The following is a 23,162-nucleotide window of genomic DNA, read 5'->3' as shown; positions in this document are numbered from 1 at the left end:
CCGTGCCAGGGCGTCAGGCGCGGTCGTGCAACGTCACCTGGTACCCGTCCGGGTCGGCGAAGGTGAACGTCCGACCGAACGGGCCGTCGATCGGCGCGGACACGATCCGGTGGCCGTCGGCGACCAAGGCGTCGTGGATCGCCTGGACGTCGGTCGCGTGCAGCCAGATCGCCGCGCCGATGCCCGGCTGCGCCACGGCGTCGAGGTCGGTGCCGGGCACGAGGTCGCGCAGGGCGAACGCGATCGGCGTGGTCTCGAAGACGACCGCGTGCGGCGGACCCGCCTGCGACCGGACGAGGCCGAGGTACTGCTCGTAGAACGCCTGGGACGCGTCGAGATCGCGGGTCTGCAGCGAGATGAAGTCGGGGCCGGTGACGGGCATGGGGTCTCCTTCGTTGGTGTCAGTTATCTGACACGGAAGAACCTATGTCAGACTACTGACATGCGTCAAGACGGACACGGCATCGACCTGGACACGTCCCTCGGGTACCTGCTCAAGGAGGCAGCGAGCGCGCTCCGCACCGCGATGGAGTCGGTCCTGCGCCCGCTCGGCATGACCGTCACGCACTACTCGTGCCTCGAGCTGCTCGCGCAGCGTCCGGGGTCGTCGAACTCCGACCTCGCTCGCGGGGCGTTCGTGACGCGGCAGTCGATGAACGTCCTGCTGCAGGCGCTCGAACGGGACGGCTCGGTGTCGCGCGCGTCGGAGGCACCGGTGGGCAAGGCGCTGCCGGTCCAGCTCACCCCGCTCGGGCGGGAGCGTCTCGCCGAGGCCTCGGCAGCCGTCCGCGGGGTCGAGGTCCGGATGCTCAGCGGGATGTCGGCCGACGAGCAGGGCGCGGCGCTCCGAGCACTGCGGAGCATGGTGCGGTCGCTGCGCGACGACGCGTGAGTCGCGCTACGGCGCGACCGGTCGACGCCCCGTGGACGACTGGAAGCGCAGCAGGTACCCGTCGGGATCGGTCACCAGGAACTGCCGCACCCCGGCTTCCTCGTCGCCCACGCGGTACCAGCGCGTCTCCGCCGGCATGAAGAGCTCCACACCGCCGGCACGGAGCGACGCCGCGACGACGTCCGCGTCCGGGACACCGATCTGCAGGTTGATCCCGCGGCCGAGTGGTCGATCGAGCGGCCCGGTGAGCCAGTTCCGACCGACCCCGGCCTGCTCGAGCATGACGTGCGCCGATCCGAGGGTCAGGTAGGCGAACCGCTCCTCGGGACGCGCGTAGGCCACGCCGAACCCGCACAGGCCGGACCAGAAGCCGATACTCGCGTCCAGGTCGGCGACGAGGAGCTCGGGGACGAGGGCGGGGTCCGGATCGGTCGTCACCAGGCCATGCTGCCAGCCGGTGTACCGGACCCGCACCGCGCCTCCTGAAGGTGTGGACAAGATCCGTGCTCGCCGGACCAGCGCCTCCGCTGCGGCCTAGCGTGAGAGCGTCATGGCACCCGAACACCGACTCCCCGCCGAGCCCGACGCGGCTCCCACCGTCGCGCACCACGATGCGCACCACGCGGCCACCGCCGCGCCCCCCGAGCGATCCGAGCACTCCGACGTCGGATCCGGCGACCAGCCGGACCCGAACCGGTGGAAGGCCCTCGTCATCTGCCTGCTCGGCGGCGGCATCGTCCTGCTCGACGTGTCGATCGTCAACGTCGCGCTGCAGTCGATCTCGTCCGGGCTCCCCGGGGCCACCCCGGAGGCCGTGCAGTGGATCCTGTCCGGCTACGCACTGTCGTTCGGGCTCCTGCTCGTCCCCGGCGGTCGACTGGGCGACGCCTCCGGCCGCCGGCGCATGTTCGTCATCGGGGTCGGCCTGTTCACCCTCGCGAGCGCGCTCTGCGGCTTCGCCCCGAACGGGATCGTGCTGGTCGTCGCTCGGCTGGTGCAGGGCCTCGCCGGTGGTCTGCTCACGCCCCAGGTGACGGCCCTCATCCAGCAGCTGTTCCGCGGGAAGGAGCGCGGCACCGCCTTCGGGCTGTTCGGCGCCACGGTCGGCATCGCCACGGCGATCGGCCCCCTCGTCGGTGGTCTGCTCATCACGGCCTTCGGCACCGAGAACGGCTGGCGGTTCGTCTTCTTCGTGAACCTGCCCGTGGGACTCGTCACGATCCTCCTGGCCTTCCGCTACCTGCCGGCGGCGAGCCGGGTGGAACGCGGCCGGAAGCACGACTTCGACCCGGTCGGGATCGTCCTGCTCGGCGCCGCGGTGGTCGCCCTGCTGCTGCCGTTCGTGCAGTCGCAGGAGTGGAAGGGCACGGCGAAGTGGTGGCTCGTGGTCGCCGCCGTCGTGCTCGGCGCGCTCTTCGTGCTGTGGGAGCGGCGGTACGCGCGGTCGAAGGAGCCCGTCATCGACCTCGGACTGTTCCGCCGCCGGTCGTTCTCGCTCGGTGTCGGACTCGCGACGCTGTACTTCGCCGGGTTCACGCCGCTGTTCTTCGTCCTGACGCTGGCCCTGCAGTCCGGCCTCGGGTACTCCGCGCTGCTCGCCGGCCTGTCGTCCGTGCCGTTCGCGATCGGGTCCGGGGTCGCGTCGACCATCGGCGGTCGCGTCGTCTCGCGGTTCGGCCGACAGCTCATCGTCGTCGGGACCGTACTGGTCCTGATCGGCCTCGGTGGGGTCATCTGGGTCGTCGCGAACCACTACCGGTCCGACCTCGGATGGTGGCTCGTCGTACCGCTCCTCGTCGCCGGTGTCGGCTCCGGACTGACGATCTCGCCGAACCAGACGCTCACGCTGTCCGAGGTGCCGGTGGAGCAGGGCGGCTCGGCCGGTGGGCTCATCCAGGTCGGTGCGCGCGTCGGGTCCGCGATCGGGATCGCCGCCGTCGGCAGCGTCTTCTACTCGGCGCTCGCGAGCTCGAAGGGCGACTACGCGCAGGGGTTGCCGCTCGGACTGGGCGTGGCGCTCGGGTTCGTCGCGGCGGCGTTGCTCGCGGGGATCGTCGACGTCGTCGTCGGACGGATCCGGGGGACCGAGGCGACGGTGTGATCCGGGTCCTGCTGTACGTCGCCACGATCGTCGTCGCGACGGCGCTGTCCCTCGGTGGCGGGCTGCTCGTGGCGCTCGAGCTCGGGAGCGCGGCGCACGGCTGGCTCGTCGCCGCGGCCGTCTGCACACCACTCGTCGTCATGGGACCGGTCCTCGTCGGGGCCTTGGCCGGCTACTACGACCACCACTCGTCCCCCGAGAGCCAGCGGTCCCTGTTCCGAGTCTCGGCGGTCGTCGCCGCCGTCGACGTCGTGGCCGCCGTAGTCTTCGTGCTGGCGGCTCTGTCGGCGCAGGCGCCCCTCTGGGTGCCGGTGCTGCTCGTCGTCGGGGCCGGGGTGCTCCTCGCCGTCGCCCGCCCGCTCGGTGCGCTGTTCCGCGGCACCGAGGCGCCCATCAGCGACCTGAGCGACGACGTCCCCGGCGTCGGGCTGGTCCGACGCGCGATCCGCTCGATCGCGACGACCTTCGTCATCGCTGCGGTGGTCTGCACGATCGGGGTGACGCTCCTTGCGGCCTTCTCGGACCGGGGCGGCGCGCTCCTCCAGGTCGTGCTGCTCGGCGGCCAGCTGACCTTCACCGCGACGGCGATGGCCGCGATCGTCGTGGCGCTCCCGCTGAACCGCGCGCTCCGCGACAGCGGTGGGCGGGACCTCGGCCGCCTGCAGCGGTACGCGAAGGTGGTGCTGCGGGGCAAGGAGCTCCCGCTCGACGAGGCCGACCGCGCGGGAGCGGTCCGGTACGCCCGGATCGTCCCCCTGGCCCTGCAGTTCCAGCTGGTGTTCACGGGCCTGCTGTACGTCGCCATCGCGTTCCAGTTCGTGTCGTCCGCGGTCCGCGGCGACCTGGGGCGGCTGCCCGTGGTCTTCCTGGTCGCGATGGTCGTCGTGCTCGCCTGGGCGATCCCGCTCTCGGTCCGGCGGATCGGTCGTGCGCGTCGGTACGCGGAGCAGCACCGACCGACCTGATCGGCGTGGGTGGGCGCCCGTCGGGGATGCGCTATCGTCGGGCGCAGAGGGAAAAGGCCCGCGCCCCATCGGCTGCCGGGTACTCACACGCGGCTCACGGGGGTCGCCACTTCTTCATCGAAGGAGTGCACCCGTGTCCGAAGTCACCACCCGCCCGCCGTTCGACCCCGAACTCGTGCCGTTCCTCGACGCCCTCGCAGCGCGCGGCCCCGTCACCATCACGCCCGAGGTGTTGCCGCACATGCGGCAGCTCGACGCCACCGAGGCCGAACTCGACGCACGGCTGCACGCCCGCGGGTACGAGCGTCGACGCATCACCGTGCCCGGTCACCGCGGCGACCCGATCGACCTCGCGGTGATCCAGCGCATCGGTCGCACCGGCGCGACCACGGGGGTCTACACGATCCACGGGGGCGGCATGGTGTTCGGCCACCACCTCGGGAACCTCGACTCCTACGACGACTGGCTGCTGGTCCACGACGTCGTGCTCATCAGCGTGGACTACCGCCTCGCGCCCGAGTACCCGGACCCGTTCCCGGTCGAGGACTGCTACGCCGGGCTCGTGTGGGTGTCCGAGCACGCCGAGGAGCTCGGCATCGACCCGGACCGCATCGTCATCGCCGGGCAGAGCGCCGGGGGTGGCCTAGCAGCGGGCACGGCCCTGCTCGCCCGCGATCGACGCGGGCCGTCGCTGCTGGCCCAGATCCTCGTGTCGCCGATGCTCGACGACCGCGACGAGACCGTCTCCACCGTGCAGATCGACGGTGTCGGCGTCGCCGACCGCCAGCTGACCCGGTTCGGCTGGGACGCCTACCTCGGCAGCCGACGCGCCACCGACGACGTGTCCGTGTACGCCGCTCCCGCGCGGGCGACGGACCTCGCCGGACTCCCGCGCACCTACATCGACTGCGGCAGCGCCGAGGTCTTCCGCGACGAGACCGTGGCCTTCGCGAGCGGACTCTGGGCAGCGGGCGTCGACGCCGAGCTGCACGTGTGGCCGGGAGCCTTCCACGGCTTCACGAGCATGCTCCCCGACGCCACGATCTCGAGGACGGCGACCGCCGCGCTGGCGGGGTGGACGAGCCGGACGCTCGGTGTCGACCACGGTTGAATGGGTCCATGCGGGCACTGGTGCTGGGTGGGACCGGATGGCTCGGACGTGCGATCGTCCGGGACCTCCTCGAGGACGGCGTCGAGGTCACCTGCCTCGCACGCGGTGCGACGGGTGACGTCCCGCACGGCGCCCGACTCGTCCGCACCGATCGTCGTGCGGACGGTGCCTACGAACCCGTGCGTGGCGCATGGGACGAGGTGGTCGAGCTCTCGTCCGACCCGGAGCTCGTCCGTCCCGCGCTCGACGCGCTCGCAGACTCCGCCGCGCACTGGACGCTCGTCTCGACCACCTCGGTCTACGCCCGGAACGACGAACCGGGCGCGGACGAGACCGCCGAGGTCGTCGAACCCGTCGACCTGACGCAGTACGCGGACGCCAAGGTCGCCGCCGAGCGGAGCAGCGCCGACCGACTGGGATCGCGGCTCCTGGTCGCCCGACCCGGCCTCATCGTCGGCCCGGGCGACCCGAGCGACCGGTTCGGGTACTGGCCCGCCCGACTCAGCCGACCCGGTCCGGTGCTGGTCCCCACGTCGCAAGGGCGCTCCGTGCAGGTCATCGACGTCGCGGACCTGGCCGCGTGGGTCGGACGGGCGGGGCGGACGGGTCACACCGGGGTCGTGAACGCCGTCGGCGAGGTCGTGCCGATGCGGGACTTCTTCCGCCTGGTCGTCGAGGCCACGGGGTTCGACGGCGAGCTCGTCGAGGTCGAGGACGACGTGCTGCTCGCCCACGACGTGCAGTACTGGGCGGGGCCGAGGTCGCTGCCGCTGTGGCTTCCGCACTCCGATGCGGCGCTGATGCACCGGTCTGCGCGGGCGTTCCGCGATGCCGGGGGTCGGAGTCGTCCGCTGACGGAGACCCTCGCCGGGGTGCTCGACGACGAGCGGGCGCGTGGGGTGGAGCGGCCGCGGCGGGCCGGGCTCGGGGTGGACGAGGAGGCGGCGGTGCTCGCAGCGGTGCGCTGACCTCGATCGCGGTGCTCAGTCCAGCTTGCGTCGGCGCAGTCGCTCGAACCAGCCCGCCGTCGCGATCGACTGCCCGACGTCGCCGTTGCCGGCCATCGTTCCGGCAGCCAGCCCGAGGAAGGTCCTCCCGCACGCCACGCACAGCGTCCGGGTGGCCGTCCGGACCGGTTCGCCTTGGATGGGCAGTCGGCACTGGTCACAGCGTTGTTGCACGGTCCCCCGATCGTCAGCGGTGCCGCTCCAGCGTGCCCGAGGAACACTGCTGCGGCTGTGGCGGAGACCCTATACGCAATGCTCCGGGGATTGCAGTCCACAGAACAGCGGACTGTCGACCGCATCTCGCCGGTGTTAGCGTCCGAACGGGATCCCGAAGGCATTTCGGGGAATCCCCGAGCGGAAGTGAATGAGGCAACATGAACATCACCAGCCAAATCTCCCGAGAAACGACGTCGACCTTTACCGGTCGAAAGCGATTCGGCGCTCTCCTGCTGGTCGCCGTGGCCTTCGTCACCGCCACCCTGTTCACCGGAGGTCCGGCACACGCCGAGAAGATCGGGTCACTCCTGACCATCGGGTGCGGGAACAAGACCGCCCAGTTGAACTGGACGAGCACGGGTGAAGTCCACATCTTCGGTTCACCAGACCGCAATTCGGCCGGAACGAACCTGATCCGCGTGGTCACGAAGAGCGGTTCGTACAGCTACAACTCCGGGTACCACACGTACACGTTCCAGATCGGCGCTTCGACGGGCCACGTCACGAGCGTCAAGCAGGTCTGCGTCGCGCAGTCGTAAGAGCCACGGTCAACAGGAGCGACCCCGCAGGCAGCGGGGCCGCTCCTGTTCCGTTTCGTGGTCGAATGCGCGCCGTCTCGGCTCCCAGGCACCGGTGACGGTGCTGTCGAACCCGTGTGAGCGCCACGTCAGCGTGGCGTGAGCGGCACGGACGAGGCTGTCGTCCGTGAACGTGATCCTGGTCGTGCAGCTCGTCCTCGTCGGTCTCCTCGCCGGCGAGGAGTTCACCGTGCGATGGGGCGTCCAACCGGCGATGGCCTCTCTGCCGGACGATGCCCACCTCCGGACGCGGATCGCGCTCGTCAGGTCGCTCAAGGTCGTCGTGCCGATGCTGATGGTGCCGGCGGTGCTCGCCACCCTCGCGGTCTTGGTCGTCGCCGGCGCGGGCGACGGGCTCGGGTGGCGAGTGGCAGCCGCAGTGGCGCTCGGGGTGTTCGTCCTGGCGTCGTTCCTCGGTACGGTCCCGATCAACATCGGGGTCAACGACTGGGATCCGCTCGACCCGCCGGCGGACTGGAAGCGGGTCGTGGTGCGGTGGGAGCGGATCGACGTCCTCCGGTCGAGCGCGGCGATCGTGGCGTTCGTGCTGTCCGCGATCGGGGTCGTGCAGATGGGGGCGTGACGGAGGGCCGGTCAGTGGGTGGTCCACCCGCCGTCGATGACGAGTTCCTCCCCGGTGACGTACTTCGCCTCGTCGGACGCCAGGTAGAGCATGCCGTAGCCGATGTCGGTCGGTTCACCGATGTGCGGCGGGAGCGGGATCTCGCCGCCGAGCTGGCTGGCCATGTCCTCCTTGCTCATACCCGCCGCGACCGCGAGGCCGGTGTAGACCGAGCCGGGGTGGATCGAGTTCACGCGGATCCCGTCGCCACCGAACCACTGCGCCGCGTGCTTCGTGAGGGACCGGACCGCGCCCTTCGACGCGGAGTACGCCGCACCGCCCGCGTCCGAGACCCCGCCGACGATCGCCGCGATGGACGACACGTTGACGATGGAGCCGCTGCCCTGCCGCTGCATGTGCGGGATGACGGACTTCATGCCGAGCCAGACCCCCGTGGTGTTGACGGCCATGACGGTGTTCCAGTCGTCGAGCTCCGCCTCGAGGATGCCCTTCGCCATGTGGATTCCCGCGTTGTTCACGAGGACGTCGATCCGGCCGTGGTCCGACACCGTCCGTTCGACGACCGATGCCCACGATTCCGGGGAGGTGACGTCGAGCGTGTGCGCGGTGACCGAGCCACCGGTGTCGCGGATTGCTGCAGCTTCGCGCTGGAGCGCGTCCTCGCTGACGTCGGTCATGATGACCGTGGCGCCCTCCGCGGCGAAGAGCTGGGCGCCGGCGAGTCCCATCCCGCTCGCCGCGCCCGTGATGATCGCGACCTTGTCGCTGAGTCGTGCCATGTCGTTCCCTGCTTTCGCGTGCTCGGTGGTGTCAGACGAGTTCGGGGCGGCGGATGCTCTCCGCGCCGCCGTCGATGAACACGACCTGACCGGTGACGTGGGTGTTCTCCGCGCTGGCGAGCCACGCCAGGAGCGCGGCCGGCGCCGAGGGCGGTGCCGCCGGTCCGTTCAACGGGGACGGTGCTCCGGCGTCGAGGGCAGCTCGTCCCTCGGCCGTCTGCAGCGCGGCGGCGGTCATCGGCGTCTCGATGACCCCGGGAGCGATCGCGTTCAGGGCGATGCCCGCTCCGGCCCACTCGGGGTCCTTCGCGTGGCGGCGCACCCACTGGGCAATCGCCTTCTTCGTGGTGGAGTAGATCGCGCTCGACCCCGCGGCGTTCGTCGCGGTCCCGATGCGCTCCGCCTCAGCGCGAGCGCCCGGCTCGTCACCGGCCAGGAGGCGCTGGTACAGGCCGTCGTCGACCTCCTCGAGCGCTGCGAGCGACGCGACGACGACCGCACGCGGTGCGTCCGACCCGGCGAGGAGGGGCCGGAGCCCTTCGAGCGTCGCGATCGCGCCGAAGTAGTTCACCCCGACGGTGACCGGGCTGGCCGCGACCAGGCCGGCGACCGCCACGACACCGTCGACACGGCCGCCGGACCGCTGCTCGACATCGTGGACGAGGGTCGTGCGTCCCTCGGCGGTGCTGAGGTCGGCGACGACGTCGGCGTCCTTGATGTCGACGCCGATCACGTCGTGCCCGTCGGCTCGCAGTCGTTCTGCGGTGGCCTTGCCGATGCCGGATGCCGCCCCGGTGACCACGTAGGTCCTGCTCATGGTGTTCCTCTCGTCTTCTTCGACGTCTGCGCGTGCGGGACGCGCGAGCTCCGCTCGGGTGGCGGAGAAGTCCTCCGGATCAGTCGGAGCCGACCAGCCAGTCCGGCATCACCGCGAGCAGGCGCTCCACGATCCGGTCCTGCTGCTCCGGTGCATCGTCACGGAGCCACGCCGTCAGCAGGGCGATCGCTCCGCCGGCGATGAACCTGGCCATGTCGTCGGAGTCCACCCCCGCGGGCACCCGGTCGTCGAGGACTCGCATCGTCGCTGCGACCTGGTCTGCGTAGGCCGACACGACGGTCTCGTGCACACGTCCGGACAGCCGCCAGTCGAGGGACGCCCGGTAGAAGGGGTACCGCGCCGCGATGTGCTCGACGAGGCGCCGGTTCGACGCGGCTGCCAGACGTCGTCGCGCGTCCCCGGCGGAGCCGGCCCCGTCGCCGGCCACGTCCTCGGCGCGTGCACGGAGGTCGTCGAGGCCGATCTCCCGGAACGCGTCGACGAGCATCGCGACCGCGAGTTCATCAAGGTCGGAGAACTGGGCGTAGAAGGCGCTGCGGCTCACACCTGCAGTGCGCACGATCGCGTTGACGGACACCTCGGCGGTGCGATCCGCGGCGACGAGGTGTTCGGTCGCGGCGATGATCGCTGCACGGGTCCGGGCGGGCCGGGGATCGATCGCTCGGGTGGGGAGGCTGCGCTGCACCAGGCCAGCATACGACTTTCCAGACACTTGTCCGGAATATTCGCCTGCTTCCTCGGAAGGGGAGGAATCAGGCCTCCTTCGGCGACTGCAGCTCGCCAGTGGCCACCTCGCGACCACACTGCTCGCAGCGCACCTCCGCGACGAACGGCTGCCCGCACGGTACGTGCACGATCGTCCGACGCGGCAGGTCCTCGGCGCCGTACCGATCGCCCCAGCGCTTCAGGACGAGGATGACCTGCCCGAGGTCGTGGCCCTTGTCGGTCAGTTCGTACCCACGCGGGCGACCTCCGGGCGTCTCCGAGACGGCGCGCACGATGCCTTCCTCGGTGAGCCGACGGAGCCTGCCAGCGAGGACATCGCGTGGCGTTCCGAGTGCTCGGACGAGCTCGGTGTACCGATGCGACCCGAGCGCCAGCGCGCGCACGATGTGGAGCGACCACCGGTCACTGACGGCATCGAGCGCGACACTCAGCGCATCGACGTGCAGTTTGATTTCCGAACCGTTCTCGGTACGATCACTTTGGTTTGGCATTCAAACCACTCTACGCGAAGGACACCATGAGCGGACATCACTCGGATGCTGGCACGACCGGAACGGTGCACCGGGCGTGGATCGCGCCCCTCGTCACAGCGCTCGTGATCGGTATGGCGTTCGTCGCGGTGTACGTCGGCCTGCAGCGCGACCCCGAGCCCGACCGCATCCCCGTCGCCGTCGTGGGGGCGACCTTGCAGCACGACGTCGCGACGGGTCTCGGCGATCGAGTCGCCGTCACTGAGGTGCCCGCTCTTCGTGCGGGCCGCAGCCTCGTCCGGGATGGTGCAGCGGTGGCAGTCCTCTCCGCGGACGAACCCGGAACGATGCGCGTCGAGTACGCGAGCGCAGCGGGCCTCAGCGAGTCCGGAGCGGTTCGTGAACTGGCACAGGGCTTCGCGACGACCGCCCACCTGCGGGTGACCGAGGAGGACATCGTCCCCCTGGTCCGGTACGACAGCCGCGGTCTGGTCAGCTTCTACGTCGTCTTCGGCGTCACGCTCTCGTCGTTCGTCCTCGCGCAATCGCTGAGCGGCAACGCCGCGCGCGTGCGACTCCGGCACCGCCTCCTCGCCCTGGCCGGATTCGCGGTGCTGATCGGCATCGCCGCGGCAGTCCTGGCCGGCCCGGTCTACGGCGCCGTCAACATCTCGTTCCCGCTGCTCGCCGGCATCCTCGTGCTGCTGTCCGCGGCGAGCGCGTTCGGTACGAAGGCCCTGGTCACGTGGCTCGGGCCGATCGGCATCGGTATCGCAGTGCTGACCCTCACCGTCGCCGGAAACGCGACCAGCGGCGCATCGATCGGCTTCGACCTCCTGCCGAAGTGGGCGCAGATCCTCTCCGACGTCCTTCCCCAAGGGGCCGCCGTCCGCGCCCTCCAGTCCGCCGGCTACTTCGACGGCAGCTCCGTGTGGCCCTCGGTCCTGGTCCTCGGCTGCTGGGCTGCCGTCGGCTTCGGCCTCGTCGTCCTCCACGGCACCCGAGCGGCGCGTACACGGCGTCGAGCGCGTCCGGAGGGCCCTGCGCACCTCGCGCCGTCGGTGTGATCGAGAAGCCGGAGCTCCGCTCGCGCTGGGGCGGCGCTAACAGCGCAGCGGACGGACGGACGATTCGACCACTCTGAGACGAGTGTGACTTCCAAAGCTGAATGTCGCAGTCGATTTTAGATTTTCGTGGTTTTCCAAGGGTCGTGTCACGTCCCGTTCCAAGCCCAGATTGTCTGAACGTAGGAGGCTTCGGATCGTCTCGGCACGGACCACGGCTGGCCGGAACGTGCCAGCTCTGCAGCGGGCAAGCATCCACTGATCAGGTCTAGATGAGATGACCGCAACACGCATGCCGGACAGACGCGCCGTCTCCGTTTAGTTACTTGCCGCCAGAATCATGCGCCGTACGACGGCTGGAAGCAGCGCGACCGACTTGGTCTCGTGGAAGACGCGCCCGGCGTTCACCCAGACGGCACTTCTCGCAGCCTCTGCGGTGATGCCGTGGGCACGCGCGATGGCACGCTCAACATCGGATACAGCGCCTGGCTGCCTCGGTGTCGATGCGTTCCGATTTCCTGAAGGATGATCGGTTTCGGTGAGAAGGCGTTCGAGCGGAACGTTCGAGAGATCGAGCTCATTTGCGACATTCACTGAGAAGTAGCAACCGAGTTCGAGAGCACGATCGGTCTCGGCCCTGCTCCCGCGCCACCAATGCAACACTCGCCCCGGCGCGTCATGCTCTTCGAGGACGTCGAGCACCAAGCTGGTCGCACCCGACGAATGCACACTGACAAATCGAGGCTGGTCGACAGTTACTGCGGCAATTTCCTCGAAGACTTCAAGTTGAAGCCGCCGGTCGACGCGTGCTCGGCTGTCTAAACCGATCTCGGATATGACTGCGGCGTGAGCCGCGGCCTCCGCAAAGTCGTTCAAGTCGAACGCTTGAAGACTCTTCTGCCGCCCTGGATGCACTCCGAGGCCCCACACCGTGACGGCATCACGGCGATTGGCGGAGGCCCTAAACTCGGCGATCGAGCGTGTGGCAGCAAAAACTACCGCGCCCAGCGATTCGAGAACCTCCGCCGCGATCTCGACTTCGATGTGCGCATGCACGTCCAGTGGAGGTAGTGGCGGTGTCATTCGACAAGCATCTTTAGCTCTTGCACGCCGCGATCGCACAAGTCACCGGCTTGGGCTTGAGTGAATCCCTCCGGGAGCGGCATCAGCATCAGGTCAGCATCGTCGACACCGATGCTGACAAAATCGACAAGCGCGTTCCAGGACGACTTCGTTTTGGCCCAGCGACGCTGTGCCGGATCGTTGCTGAGATAGCGAGTCCGGTCATCGACATCGGCCGCTACGAAAGATGCCCGCCGGACAAGACAACCAAAGCAGAGTCCGCAGTGCGTACCGGGCTGCTCGCCGATGAAGTTCTGTCCGGTACGCGAGCACGAGTTGGTCGCCGAAAGGAACACCGACGCGCCATCGGCCCCGAGGCGTGATTTTACAACGCGGAACATTTCACCCTTCGTGCTCAACTGGAACGGGTTTTCAATCTGCGCGTGACCGCCGACAGTGTCAAGGATCCGTGCAATCTCAGACAAGAACCATGGCTGCGTCGTGCGAGTAGACAAAGCCCCGAGACGTTCGCCCGCCAGGGGCGGATTGAGGGAGGCAAACCCATTCTCGGGGATCCACAGTGGCACGGACTCGCGTGATCCGACTGCAAGTCCCATAGCGAGGAAGAGGAGAGATCGAGAGCGGTTTGATGGTTCCGTCCGGGTTACGCCGACGGCCTTCATTCTCGGCTGAAAGCTCACCTGGTGAGTTGCGATGAGGTTCGGTCCCGCGAGCGTCCTGATCCTCGGGTACAGCTCATCCTGTGCTAGTGATGTCGCTGGATTACTCGTATGCGAAACAACGGTGAAAGGTTCATCTGAAGCGAGTAGCGCTCCGCACGCGGAGTCAGCGCCGCCGCTAACAAGCACAACGCGCGCGGCGTCGGAGGTTACGAGGTCCATCTCGACAGCCGTCGGCTCGCAATCCTCGAACTGGACCGTCCATCGATCACCAGTTAGGAAGTTCAGTGCACGTTCCAAATCGGTAGCGACAGAGCTCCACGCCGCCGGCTCGCTGACCGGCACTCGCACATCGAGAGCCCGTTCGCCCCAGCCGGTACCGCCGGGGGTCCGAAGGACGAGCCGATCCGCTCCCCATACCGCCACTGCAATGCGCACGAAGTCCGCGTTCAGCAGGAGAGGTGTGCCAAGAGCGTGGAGGTCCGGAGTCAACCTCGTCTTGAACGCGTCTGCAGCGTCCCCGAACCACGGGAGCACGAGATCGGCGTCAGGCGTCTTGTGGTGATCCAGTTGCAACGCGATGCTGGTCATGATGAGGCTCCAACGATGAACGCGGCGCGACGGATGCCCGCCGCAACGGCGGCACTGATTTCAGATCGGGTAGGCGCGGCTACGGAGAACTCCGCCCTCCGGGCGACGGCAGCAGCCATCCGCTTGAGTTCGTTGTCGATGTTTGCTCGTCGCTGACCGTCGGGCGCCTTCCTTATAGTGTCGCCGCATTCCGTGATCGCACCCTTGTAGACCATCAGCTCGATGGTCTTGCGCACGATCTCCTCAGCGGAAGGCGTCGAGCCATCGGGACGCTGCTCGAACATGAACGACATGAGCTTGGCGAGAATCCACCGTTCTTCGTTGCCGGCAAGGGAGTCGTCGCGTTCCGGAAGGACCACGTCCAAGATGCGGCGGCCAACTTCGCGAGGATCATCGAGAGCTCGAAGTTCGTCAAGGTCGAGCCCGACATCTTCGAGCGCGGCCCGGTCTCCGCGTCGATAGGCGGAAGCGATTGCGCCTGCGCGTCCCGCTGAGCTGGCTACTCGCTGAGCTGAACGACGCACTCCGGAGCTCGTCGCTCCTGCTGCTCCCACGCGGATGGCGGCTGCGGAGCCGCGAGCAGTGAATGCTGTTGCCGCGCCGTCTCCCCACAGGCCGAGTGCCGCTGCAGCGCTCACCGCACTGGCCCCGGAGATGTCTTGTTCGGGACTGTCTAACCAATCTGTGATCTGGTGGCGGAGGTCCTTTGCATTTGGGTCGTTACTTCCCGTGAACGCGCCGCTGGTGCCCACTATCGCTCCATCGAGCCGATGGCTCGAAGCGTTGTCGCGGTGGCAGACTCCGACCACGAGTCCACAACGTTCGCGAGCGCGCCCGTTCGCTCAAGTAGCAAGACGGTTCCGCTGTCGACTTCAGAACCGGGAAGCAGTCTGAGCGTCGTAACTGCTTCCCCGGTCAACTCATGCCGAACGTTGACCAGCCGCCGAACCGAGTCCACAATATTGAACTGCTTGCGAGGATCTTGCTGAAGCCGCCGCCCGAGGTAGCGCAACAGTTGTTGCGACTCGTCCAGGCTCAGCCCGGTGAAGTCGGCATCCGTTACTAGGGAGTAATCGGAGTCCGAACCAGATGCGATTCGATCGGCCAAATCCCGAATCGACTGCGGGAGCGTCCGGTCCAATACGGTCTCGCCCCGGAACGCGGCAGCAAGGGTGAGGTACTCTTGCACTTCACTCACGTTGAGCGGCGGGTCCAGCCGAGCCCAACGCACCATGTCGCCGGATCCATCCGACTCTTCAGCTTCAAATTCACCCCGCGCCTTCTCGTCGAGTTGTTCGAGCTCCACACGAAGCGTCCCGTTTCCGAGCCACTCAAGGACCATTGAGAATCCTGCTTCGTTTGTACGCTCAAGCACCATCAGCTTGGCGACGGTGGCTTCGTCGAGGCTGATGCCACGGCGTGTGGCGACCGACTGCCGAACGCGAACGTCGTTCATAAATCGTTTGATGCGCCGAGGATTTCCCTGGAACTTCTCGTACAAAATCGGGGTCAAACGCGTCGCTAGCGCCGCGATTTCAGCGCCCGGGATACCGTTCGGGAACTCCAACTGCTCCTTCGAGCCGGAAGTCATGCGGATTGCATCCGACTGACGGACAAGACCATCGAAGTCTCTCGGCTCGACGGCGTCTTTGGCTAGAAGCAGCGTGAGGTACGACCAGGTGTCGTATCGGCTCAACGCGGGGACAGGAACCGTGGTGTGCACGATTTTGTGGAGATAAAGGTTCGCTTCACTCTCACCCTCGCCAGTCAAGAGGGGAAGACCCAGATGGCGTCCGATGGCGTCGGCGACGCGCTGCTCGTCGGCTGCAATGACGAACGACATCCCGGACACCGATAAGAACAATCGAATCGCTTCTAAGGTCTCGACGACAGTGTCCGGAAGGCATCGGTCAAGATCGTCAACGAGAACGACGATGCGGGCAACGTGTGAGAGCGCGGGGTCGTTGAGGAGTTGGCTGAACTCCTCCCTGAACTGATCCATGCCGCGAGTGCTGTCCAGCGATTCCGGCTCATCGCTGATCAACCCCGTCACCGCCTCGAACGACGGGATCTGCATCGTGATCGCGGTCTGCGCGGCAAGCTTGACCGCTTTGGACCAATTGACCTTCTTCGCGAGACGCTTCATGGAAGCCATGACCGTGCTCCCGACCGGATCGTCGGTGCGAATCGCGCCTTGTAGGACGCTGAGGACCTCCGCGATCAAGCTCTCCTTCGGCCCGACGTCGGGGTCGTAGCGCCAAGGGTCAGCCCGCACAACAACGACATCACCCTCGCCGGATGCGCGTGAGGTGACTGCCTGATCAACGAGATTCAGGATCGACGTCTTGCCGCTGCCCCAACGCCCCGACAGTCCCAACGCGACGGGGTCGAGGCTGTCGTCGAAGATCACGTCGGAGATGGTGTCTGCGATTGCGCGGAACGACAGAAGGTCCGTCGTTGTCGGCTCGTCGGACCACAGCGAAGTCGTTGCATCACCCATCTGGCCCCCTCGCAAAGTGGGCACCGCCCCTCGGACGGTGCTCGAGAATCTTGACACATACTCGGAGCGCGTGTGGTCGGACTCTCCGCGATCGCGCGGGCCGCGGAGTCGACCGCCCCCCATGGCAGTTCGAGGCGATGGACCGGTCGTCCTCTGACGGCTCCGAGGTCCGCGACATTGGCATCATCGATCTGCTGCCGCGGAGCCAAACTTGTGGCGTGCCGGCGGAAATCGCTGGGTCGGCTGCCACGTTCCCGCGGCTGGCCTCGACGCGTCGTACTGGCCGCACCCCGCCCGGCAAGCGCTCACCCCACCCCTCGATATGGCGCGGTCGTCGGTACCTTGCTAGAGGAGGCCAATGACGTGGGGGGTGACGCCCGTGTCCTAGGTGTCAGAGATCTGTGCGGATCTGTTGCCAGTCCACCGACGGACCTTCTGATATTTGTGCGCGTGGTGGATGCGAAGCGAGGACCAGTGCAACATCGCGTGGCCGGATGCGCGCGACGCTCGCCAAACTTTTCAGCGATCGTTGGCCGTCGAGCACTGCGGCGTGCAGCTGGGTCAGATCAACGTCGTCAATGGTGCCGCGAAGGCGGAGCCTTCCCGGTAAGAGGGTCACGGGAGGCATTTCGCGGACCGGCGCTGGGTGTCCTGATGCCTCGAGTACTGCCGCGAGATACCGGTCCATCTGTGCCAGGACCTCGCTGGTGAGTAGGAGGATGAAGTTCGACATCACTGGTCGTGTCCGCTTGCCGTCGTGCAGGTCGGCGATGAGGCGCCTCGGGTAGTCCGAGCCTGTCACCCGCTCGAACATGAACGCGCGAGCCATCTCGTACTGCCGCGTCAGTGCGGCAGACGCACCAACGCTGTGCGCAAGAGCCTCCCAGTGCAGTTTCGGGAGGAAATTTTGATTCGTCGGATCGATGAGCCGGCGACGGGACCGATAGTCCAGCTGCGGGGGATGGGTCCCGGCGTACTCAATAAGACGCGCGATCGCCTCGATGAAGTCACCCTCGCCGTCCTCGTTCGTGATCAGCACTTGCCCGACCATGCCGATCCCGCCGCCGCGAACTGAGGGGCGCCCTTGTGCGGGTTGCGCTCGGCGCGGTGTGCGGGCCTGTCCGTAGGACCGGAGCGTCATGTTGAGGGTACGGCGGATCGCGTCGGGGGTGTGCCTGCCGCCGGGGTCGAGGGCGAAGAGCCATTCGTCCCAGAGCGACTCCGGCAGCTCGGCGTCGGAATTCGTGACGACACCCGACGGTGGCAGCGCGGTCCCAAAGCTGATGCGTTGCCGGGCCGTCAGATCACGGTTCATCGCGTGCGCGGCACGTCGCTTCGTGAAGTCCGATCCGCCGAAGTTCTCGATGAGCTCGGACGGGCCGTCCTTCCACCAGGCCCTCACGCGCAGTGGCGAGCTGTGGGCGCCGCCGCCGTAGAGCAACTCCCGGAGCTCGGAGTAGATCTCGGCGTCGTCACCGATCATGAGCGCCTTCGCCGCGGTGACGAGGGCCCCGAAGAACAACGCGTCCCCCGGAACGACGGCTCCCGTGCGGGAGGTCTCCGGCTCTAAGCCGGCAAGGCTTCCGGGAGGGAGTCCGGCGCCCCGCTCGAGCGCAGACCGGTCCCTGATGTCGAGCAGCCCAACGCATGTCGCTCGTAGGTCCGAAATGTTGGCGGCCGCCTCTGGGGAATTATGCTGCTCGAACAAGGCGTCAACGAAGATCTGAGCGTCGATGATGGGGTTCTGCCTCGTGAGCGGCTCGAACGTACCCGCGGTGATATCGGCCTTGCAGAGCACGCGAGGGGCATCTTTCTTCTGATTCAGATGCCGATAGCAGACGAAGGGCCGCGGGGATTTCTGCAGCCGCGGCGGAGCAACCGAAACGGGTCCTTTGCACGACCAGCACCAGTCGGTGAGCGTGGCGCTGTGTTGGACGCAGGCGAAGGTCCAACCGAGTTGCCACTTCAACTGAAAAACTCCACCGCTTTCCGCGAGGCACTGCATACAGAAGCGCGTATGGGTGCCCTTGATCCAGCCGCGGAGGCGGCGAACCCGGTGGACCTGATCGAACTCAAGACTGGGGACCCGCTCGTAACGATCGAAGGTGGTGTCTCGCAACACTTCTCCCGGGATTCCCGTGGCGATCGTAAGCTTCAAGGTGATCGCGGCTGGCAGACCGAAGCCGTGCGACGTTGCCACAAGCGATGTTTCCCTGGAAGTAAGCCCGAAGGCCTTGTACAGAACCGACGGCGATACGCGCAGGCGGCAGCAGTACCGGCGGATCCAGCTTTGGAATGATTCGCCGTCTTCTGGCCAGACGACGATCGGTAGGTGCAGTGTCACAGGTCGACGTCTCTAGGAAGGGACGTCCAGGTGCCGTCGCCAAGGGTTGGCATGTACTTCGCGGCGTGTTCCGCGGCCAGAGCGTCGACCGGGATCGACGCGATGAGTTCGGGGGTGATCCGTTCAGTGCCGGTCGCGATGGCGCGAGCGCAGGCGAGGTTCACGGTTCGCGTCACGCTCCGCCATCGCCCGCCCGTCTTTCCCCACATGATGTCCGCGCAGTTCCAGAACAGGTCTCCTTGCTGCAGCTTCGTGAGACGGAGAGACTCTTCGATCGCGATGAGGGTGCGCATCCAGACGTCGTCTCGCTCGACAATGGTGAAGGGCTCGATGTCGCGGATCCCGACGAGGCTGAGGAACTGTTCGCCGGCGGCGTCGGGTCTGCCCCGGTCGCTCGTGAAAATCTCGCTGTCGAGAACGTTGTTGCCCGCGAAAATGAATGTGCAAGGGGAGCTGTTGATCAGGTCTTTTATGTAGTTGCTGAGACGTCGCCCGACAGCGGCGGTCTGGCCGACGAAGTGAAGTTCGTCGATCGCGACGACTTGCACATCACACTCGAACAGCGCGTCGAGCACACTTGCCGTGATTTCGCCCGCGGACCGTCCTGAACGTGGCAGTTCCAGGAAGTCGCGGAGGCGTTCCGCGATGCTGCGCTCGCTAGTCGCCGCGCGCGCAGAGATGTGCACAACATCGATGGGGCGGCTGCCCCGCGCTCTCACCGCCATGCGCGCCAGCGAACGCCGCCGATGCAGGTCGTACAGGCACTCCTTTATCAGTGCGCTCTTGCCGTAGCCGGCCAAGCCGTTCAGGAGGATTGCAGGCTTCGCCTCATCAACAGACTGCCGGTTCGAACTGATGAGTTCGTCCATCTCCGCAAGAACGGATTCTGCTTGGGTGGTGCGCACGAATGGCAGACTGGCGTGCCAGTCGGCCCGCTCAAGATCCCAGTTCGCCCGTTCTCGCGGACCAGCCGCACGGTACGCGACGTCGGTGAAACGGCGCGGCACGCGTCGCGCGAGATGGGCTTGTTCTGACCACCCGCTATGGACCGTCACCCGGTTCCGCGCAGGTGGCACGTACAGGTCATCGCTCGTCATCGGCTCCCCGCGTTCTGAAACCCAACCCGTAGCCCAGCCCCGCAGGAAGCGGCCGAGCCGCCCCACGCTCGACGCCTTCTTGCGCCGCCGATACTGCGTCCCGCGCAGCGGTCTGTAAGAACTCCTCGGCCGCCGCGACCACGTCCTGCTCCAGGGGTTTTGAAGGCATCGTCGGCGTCGGTGCGTGGTTCTCGAGGTAGCGGTTGTGCTGACTCAGGTCGGCCCGCGCAGCCGCCTGAAGATCCGCGCGGTGGTCCGATTCGCTGCGGAGAAGGTCGACAACCCTGACGACCTCGTCAGTCATGGGGAAGGCTGTCTTCGTCTTCTCTGTCCAAGGGATTGCGTGAAACCGGTGGTCGTCGTCTTCGAGCCATACCGTGGTCCGGTCGTTGGCATCCCAATGGATTGGCCACCTTCCGTCGGGGAAGGTGCTTTTGCGTCCCTCGAACTCCTGCAGGATCGGAGAGTTGTACTTCCGGTTGCGGATCCGCAGCGGTCCGTGAGTGACCTTGCGCGGCTCGATGGGGAGGATGCGGTACCGCAGATCAACATCAACCGGGGCGCGAAGGACGCCCTGCGTCTCCATCCCGATCGTGTACATCTCGAACGGAGAATGGTTGCCGAACTCGGTCCCCGGAGCGTACAGATCCTGCTGCTTGGTGAGGTGGTAGTCGGTCGCCACCCACTGCCGCAGGTACTCCAAAATCTCCCCTGGCGTGTAGTGCGCCTGGGCTGCGGGATCGCCGAGTGTTGAGGATACGTGGCCGCCCGTGTACCCCAGGAGACGTGCGAGGGCTGCGCGCGCCATGGTCCCGAAGAAGCGTTCCACCTGGCCTTTGGAGAAGCCGCTGCCTGGGCGGGTGGCCTCCACGCTGAACCCGATCAGTCCGGCGATGCCTTTCATGTCCCATCCCGTGTACACCTTGCCGTTGTCGACGACGATCGTCTCGGGCGTGACGGCTGGACCGATGAGCTCCTCATCCTCTGTGTGCGAGGTGTACTGCACCGAGTACGGCACCCCGTGATATGGCCAGGTCGGGTTCCCCGGCCAGTCCGGGTTCAGAGGGCGAGGCTGAATGACTTCAGCCATCAACGTTGCGATGTGCTCAGCGGAAGTTTTACGCGCGATGACCATCGCGAGGATGCAGCGCGTGTACTGGTCGATCGCCACCGTAAGTTCTGGTCGGTACGGCTTGCCGCCCTCCGGATCGACGCAGAAGACATCGAGAGTGGTGGTGTCCAACTGGATGATTTCACCCGGGTAGCTAACCGTCCGCAACGGCAGCCGCTTGCCCGTGCGCGCGTTGATGCTCGCTCTCGTCTTCGAAATCAGGTCGAGTCCCGTGCCTTCTTTGAACTCCTTGAACATCGCATAGGCGGTTGCACGGCCCGGCGGTTTCGCGTCGGGCGCGTTGAGCGTCGCTGCCTCGATCAGGACCTTGGTCGGCGGAGTCGTCTCAGTGAGCGCCTTTGTGACGACGGCCCGAAACGAGGCCGTCCAGCGCGGATCAACGCCAGGGAAGGACACCCGCGGCGCCAACTGTGTCCGGTGGGTCAACGCCACGACACCGCCGCGCCGATACCGTTTTTCCCACCGGTGCAGGGTCCTTATCGACACGTTCAACTGGCGTGCCTTCGCAGCCCGCCGCTTGCCAATCGTCCTCACGACGCGAGGGTCGAACTCCGGCCGAGGTTCGCCGGGAAGAGCCTCATGTTCGTTGCCAGATTGATAGCCGGTCTGCAGCTCGCGGACGTGTCCAGCCTTCCGCTCTGCCTTCTCCTTTGCACTTGTCATCAACAACTCGAAGGTGGTGAACGACTGCGTGTAGTGCATCATTGACGCCAGGTCGAGCCGGTGCTGCTGCGGTTGCGCATGGATTAAGGAGCCGGTTTCGATCCGGACCGGGTCCGTGTCGGGTCGGGCGATGATGACGTGATCTCCGTCGTACTTGTCGATCCGCCAAGACTTCTCCTGGAAGACAACCTTGCTGCCGCGCGATAGGTACAGCCCCAGGTAGTCAGGCACTTCGGACCTGTACAACTGACTTCGAGGAAAGCAGCTCGTCCAGGTCCGTTTCGAGGACGCCATGCCACAGCAGCGCACGAAGCGTGAGCTTTACCGTGGGGCCGGCTACCTCGCGCCGTAGAAGATATGTCAGGTCGCCGATTGAGATTGGGTCGGCAGCCGCTGCAGCCACGACATCCAGCGGCAGCCCGCTGCTCCAGCGCGGATTCCGCAGGTGCGCCAAAGACTCGAGGTTCGCTCGCCGCGCGGCAGGCAACTCCGAAGCAACCCTGTGGCGGATGCCGGCCTGCCCAAGCGCCGCACCCACCCACGCGTGTAGCGCGATGACCTTCGGATCTGACAGGTAGGCCCGTGGCTTGCAGTTGACGATCTCGATGAGCCCACCGGATCGAAGCAGCGCGTAGTCAGGGGTGTGCATGCGCGCTTTCCCATCGACGACCGCTCGCATCCGAAACGGCTGCGCGATGATCTCCACGACATCGGCGTCGAAATCCGCAACGATGAGAGTCTCACGCTCAAGTCGAGACTCGTAGAAGACGAGGTCGCTCATGGTCGAGGACCAATACGCGCCCGAGGTGGGAAGCCGTCCCTTGTAGTTGGCGCCCTCCCGGGCTGGGTACACACCGCTGAGGTCCTCGGCCCGCAGCTGGGATAGCGGACGGCTGACTGGTCGGTCGCGTTGCAATCGGACCTGCGCCCACGGCTCTCGTCGCAGATCGCGGATGGAGAGCGCAGGCCACGACATGGGTTTCTTGTTGCGAGGCGCGATCCCGACCGGCGCATTTCGGCCCAGCCCAGCGCGGAGCGGGGAGGGGGGACTGGACAGCGGGGTGGTCATGGCCGCAGACTAAACCGCAAGCATTGCGGAAAACAAGACCGTGGCGGAGGCTACTGCTCGTGGGAAGAAGACTCTACCGACGCTGCCCGGACCCAGTTGCTGACCGTCCGATCGCTCACACCGAGCGCTTCCGCGATGGCTTCCATGGTGAGCCCCGTTTCGTACGCTCTAAGAGCGAGGCGAACGCGCTCCTCATTGGTCTCGCGGAAGAGCCTTTCGGCCCGCTCCATAGCGCGGAGAAGGGCGTCGGCTTGCGCCTGGTCCTTCACAGACTTCGGGGGACGGCCGATCCGGCTGCCAGGGGTCGATCCACTCACGGCTGCGCTCCAACATCCAGTGCGGGCGTCGGAACGGCGCTTGCACGGCGCGCGGGCACGTGGAATGATCCGACGCGAGTCTCGCTCGGACAGGGCATGCACGATGTCAGCTTGAGGAGCATGGCGTGCGACCTGGCAGTCGCGCACACCGCGGTCAACGAAGACCGCTGTTCGCCATGCTCTCTAGCCATCGTACCCAGCTCCCTTCGGTCACCGACAGGCCCGACCGTCGCGTACTCCCAATGTTGTCACTTCTCCTCGTATACGAGGAGAAACCGACAAGTACCCGTCAACGCCCCGCCCACGCCAAGGCGGAGGGCTCGAGTGCAAGCGGACGCCCGGTCAGACCGAAGGACGGCGTCGTTGAGCCGAACGAG

Annotated in this window: 23 protein-coding genes; 8 read left to right on the top strand and 15 right to left on the bottom strand. The window is 66.8% G+C overall.

Annotated elements, in window-relative coordinates; translation table 11 throughout:
- Positions 1 to 13 precede the first annotated feature (13 nt).
- Positions 14 to 382, bottom strand: coding sequence for a VOC family protein (locus tag BIV01_RS06820; RefSeq protein WP_070417517.1), 369 nt, complete (start codon positions 380 to 382; stop codon positions 14 to 16).
- A gap of 60 nt (positions 383 to 442) precedes the next feature.
- Here BIV01_RS06820 and BIV01_RS06815 point away from each other — a divergent pair, with 60 nt between their 5' ends.
- Positions 443 to 892: a MarR family winged helix-turn-helix transcriptional regulator gene (locus BIV01_RS06815; RefSeq protein ID WP_070417516.1), complete on the top strand. Its 450-nt coding sequence runs from the start codon at positions 443 to 445 to the stop codon at positions 890 to 892.
- A gap of 6 nt (positions 893 to 898) precedes the next feature.
- Here the strand turns inward: BIV01_RS06815 and BIV01_RS06810 are convergent, their stop codons facing one another.
- On the bottom strand, positions 899 to 1,330 hold the full coding sequence (locus tag BIV01_RS06810) for a bleomycin resistance protein (RefSeq protein WP_071302363.1): 432 nt from the start codon (positions 1,328 to 1,330) through the stop codon (positions 899 to 901).
- Positions 1,331 to 1,442: 112 nt separating this feature from the next.
- Between BIV01_RS06810 and BIV01_RS06805 the strand changes: the two genes are divergently transcribed.
- The 6 genes from BIV01_RS06805 to BIV01_RS06780 all read left to right on the top strand — a co-directional run bounded on the left by BIV01_RS06805 (position 1,443) and on the right by BIV01_RS06780 (position 7,453).
- The gene (locus BIV01_RS06805; protein WP_083413830.1) at positions 1,443 to 2,993 is read left to right on the top strand and encodes an MFS transporter; all 1,551 of its coding nucleotides are present in this window, start codon (positions 1,443 to 1,445) and stop codon (positions 2,991 to 2,993) included.
- Positions 2,990 to 3,958: a hypothetical protein gene (locus BIV01_RS06800; protein ID WP_071302320.1), complete on the top strand. Its 969-nt coding sequence runs from the start codon at positions 2,990 to 2,992 to the stop codon at positions 3,956 to 3,958. The genes BIV01_RS06805 and BIV01_RS06800 overlap by 4 nt, the downstream gene beginning before the upstream one ends.
- Positions 3,959 to 4,091: 133 nt before the next feature.
- Positions 4,092 to 5,069, top strand: coding sequence for an alpha/beta hydrolase (locus BIV01_RS06795; protein WP_071302319.1), 978 nt, complete (start codon positions 4,092 to 4,094; stop codon positions 5,067 to 5,069).
- A gap of 8 nt (positions 5,070 to 5,077) precedes the next feature.
- Positions 5,078 to 6,037, top strand: a complete 960-nt coding sequence (locus BIV01_RS06790) for an NAD-dependent epimerase/dehydratase family protein (protein ID WP_071302318.1) — start codon at positions 5,078 to 5,080, stop codon at positions 6,035 to 6,037.
- Between the two features lie 413 nt (positions 6,038 to 6,450).
- Positions 6,451 to 6,831 carry a hypothetical protein gene (locus BIV01_RS06785; protein ID WP_139199247.1) on the top strand — a complete coding sequence of 127 codons (381 nt, stop codon included), beginning with the start codon at positions 6,451 to 6,453 and terminating at the stop codon, positions 6,829 to 6,831.
- A gap of 166 nt (positions 6,832 to 6,997) precedes the next feature.
- Positions 6,998 to 7,453 carry an anthrone oxygenase family protein gene (locus tag BIV01_RS06780; RefSeq protein WP_217642536.1) on the top strand — a complete coding sequence of 152 codons (456 nt, stop codon included), beginning with the start codon at positions 6,998 to 7,000 and terminating at the stop codon, positions 7,451 to 7,453.
- Positions 7,454 to 7,464: 11 nt separating this feature from the next.
- Here BIV01_RS06780 and BIV01_RS06775 read toward each other — a convergent pair whose 3' ends face one another.
- The 4 genes from BIV01_RS06775 to BIV01_RS06760 all read right to left on the bottom strand — a co-directional run bounded on the left by BIV01_RS06775 (position 7,465) and on the right by BIV01_RS06760 (position 10,287).
- Positions 7,465 to 8,232: an SDR family NAD(P)-dependent oxidoreductase gene (locus BIV01_RS06775; protein WP_071302317.1), complete on the bottom strand. Its 768-nt coding sequence runs from the start codon at positions 8,230 to 8,232 to the stop codon at positions 7,465 to 7,467.
- 31 nt (positions 8,233 to 8,263) lie between these two features.
- On the bottom strand, positions 8,264 to 9,049 hold the full coding sequence (locus tag BIV01_RS06770; protein WP_071302316.1) for an SDR family oxidoreductase: 786 nt from the start codon (positions 9,047 to 9,049) through the stop codon (positions 8,264 to 8,266).
- 79 nt (positions 9,050 to 9,128) lie between these two features.
- Positions 9,129 to 9,755 carry a TetR/AcrR family transcriptional regulator gene (locus BIV01_RS06765; RefSeq protein ID WP_071302315.1) on the bottom strand — a complete coding sequence of 209 codons (627 nt, stop codon included), beginning with the start codon at positions 9,753 to 9,755 and terminating at the stop codon, positions 9,129 to 9,131.
- A 67-nt stretch (positions 9,756 to 9,822) separates the two neighbouring features.
- Positions 9,823 to 10,287, bottom strand: a complete 465-nt coding sequence (locus BIV01_RS06760) for a winged helix-turn-helix transcriptional regulator (protein WP_083413824.1) — start codon at positions 10,285 to 10,287, stop codon at positions 9,823 to 9,825.
- On the opposite strand from BIV01_RS06760, the gene BIV01_RS06755 reads away from it, so the two are divergent.
- Entirely contained in the window at positions 10,281 to 11,333 is a 1,053-nt protein-coding gene (locus BIV01_RS06755) for a hypothetical protein (RefSeq protein ID WP_139199246.1), read from the top strand. The genes BIV01_RS06760 and BIV01_RS06755 overlap by 7 nt on opposite strands.
- Positions 11,334 to 11,648: 315 nt before the next feature.
- Here the strand turns inward: BIV01_RS06755 and BIV01_RS18910 are convergent, their stop codons facing one another.
- From BIV01_RS18910 to BIV01_RS20415, 9 genes are all read right to left on the bottom strand, one after another.
- Entirely contained in the window at positions 11,649 to 12,413 is a 765-nt protein-coding gene (locus BIV01_RS18910; protein ID WP_083413823.1) for a TatD family hydrolase, read from the bottom strand.
- Complete coding sequence (locus tag BIV01_RS19310; protein WP_139199245.1) at positions 12,410 to 13,663, bottom strand: hypothetical protein; 1,254 nt, start codon at positions 13,661 to 13,663, stop codon at positions 12,410 to 12,412. Before BIV01_RS19310 ends, BIV01_RS18910 begins: the two co-directional genes overlap by 4 nt.
- Positions 13,660 to 14,415 carry a hypothetical protein gene (locus BIV01_RS19305; RefSeq protein WP_139199244.1) on the bottom strand — a complete coding sequence of 252 codons (756 nt, stop codon included), beginning with the start codon at positions 14,413 to 14,415 and terminating at the stop codon, positions 13,660 to 13,662. Before BIV01_RS19305 ends, BIV01_RS19310 begins: the two co-directional genes overlap by 4 nt.
- Complete coding sequence (locus BIV01_RS06745; RefSeq protein ID WP_071302311.1) at positions 14,415 to 16,163, bottom strand: KAP family P-loop NTPase fold protein; 1,749 nt, start codon at positions 16,161 to 16,163, stop codon at positions 14,415 to 14,417. The genes BIV01_RS19305 and BIV01_RS06745 overlap by 1 nt, the downstream gene beginning before the upstream one ends.
- A 391-nt stretch (positions 16,164 to 16,554) precedes the next feature.
- On the bottom strand, positions 16,555 to 18,507 hold the full coding sequence (locus BIV01_RS06740; protein ID WP_083413819.1) for a TniQ family protein: 1,953 nt from the start codon (positions 18,505 to 18,507) through the stop codon (positions 16,555 to 16,557).
- Positions 18,504 to 19,604, bottom strand: a complete 1,101-nt coding sequence (locus BIV01_RS06735; RefSeq protein ID WP_139199243.1) for a TniB family NTP-binding protein — start codon at positions 19,602 to 19,604, stop codon at positions 18,504 to 18,506. Before BIV01_RS06735 ends, BIV01_RS06740 begins: the two co-directional genes overlap by 4 nt.
- Positions 19,591 to 21,630, bottom strand: a complete 2,040-nt coding sequence (locus tag BIV01_RS06730) for a Mu transposase C-terminal domain-containing protein (protein WP_071302308.1) — start codon at positions 21,628 to 21,630, stop codon at positions 19,591 to 19,593. Before BIV01_RS06730 ends, BIV01_RS06735 begins: the two co-directional genes overlap by 14 nt.
- Complete coding sequence (locus BIV01_RS06725; protein ID WP_254791793.1) at positions 21,623 to 22,375, bottom strand: TnsA-like heteromeric transposase endonuclease subunit; 753 nt, start codon at positions 22,373 to 22,375, stop codon at positions 21,623 to 21,625. Before BIV01_RS06725 ends, BIV01_RS06730 begins: the two co-directional genes overlap by 8 nt.
- A gap of 143 nt (positions 22,376 to 22,518) precedes the next feature.
- On the bottom strand, positions 22,519 to 22,737 hold the full coding sequence (locus BIV01_RS20415) for a helix-turn-helix domain-containing protein (RefSeq protein ID WP_071302306.1): 219 nt from the start codon (positions 22,735 to 22,737) through the stop codon (positions 22,519 to 22,521).
- Positions 22,738 to 23,162: the final 425 nt, after the last annotated feature.

The sequence above is a fragment of the Curtobacterium sp. MCBA15_013 genome, from assembly GCF_001865095.1.
Classification (GTDB): domain Bacteria; phylum Actinomycetota; class Actinomycetes; order Actinomycetales; family Microbacteriaceae; genus Curtobacterium.
Note: the sequence above shows the minus strand (reverse complement) of the source record. Positions and strands in the feature narration are given on the sequence as shown.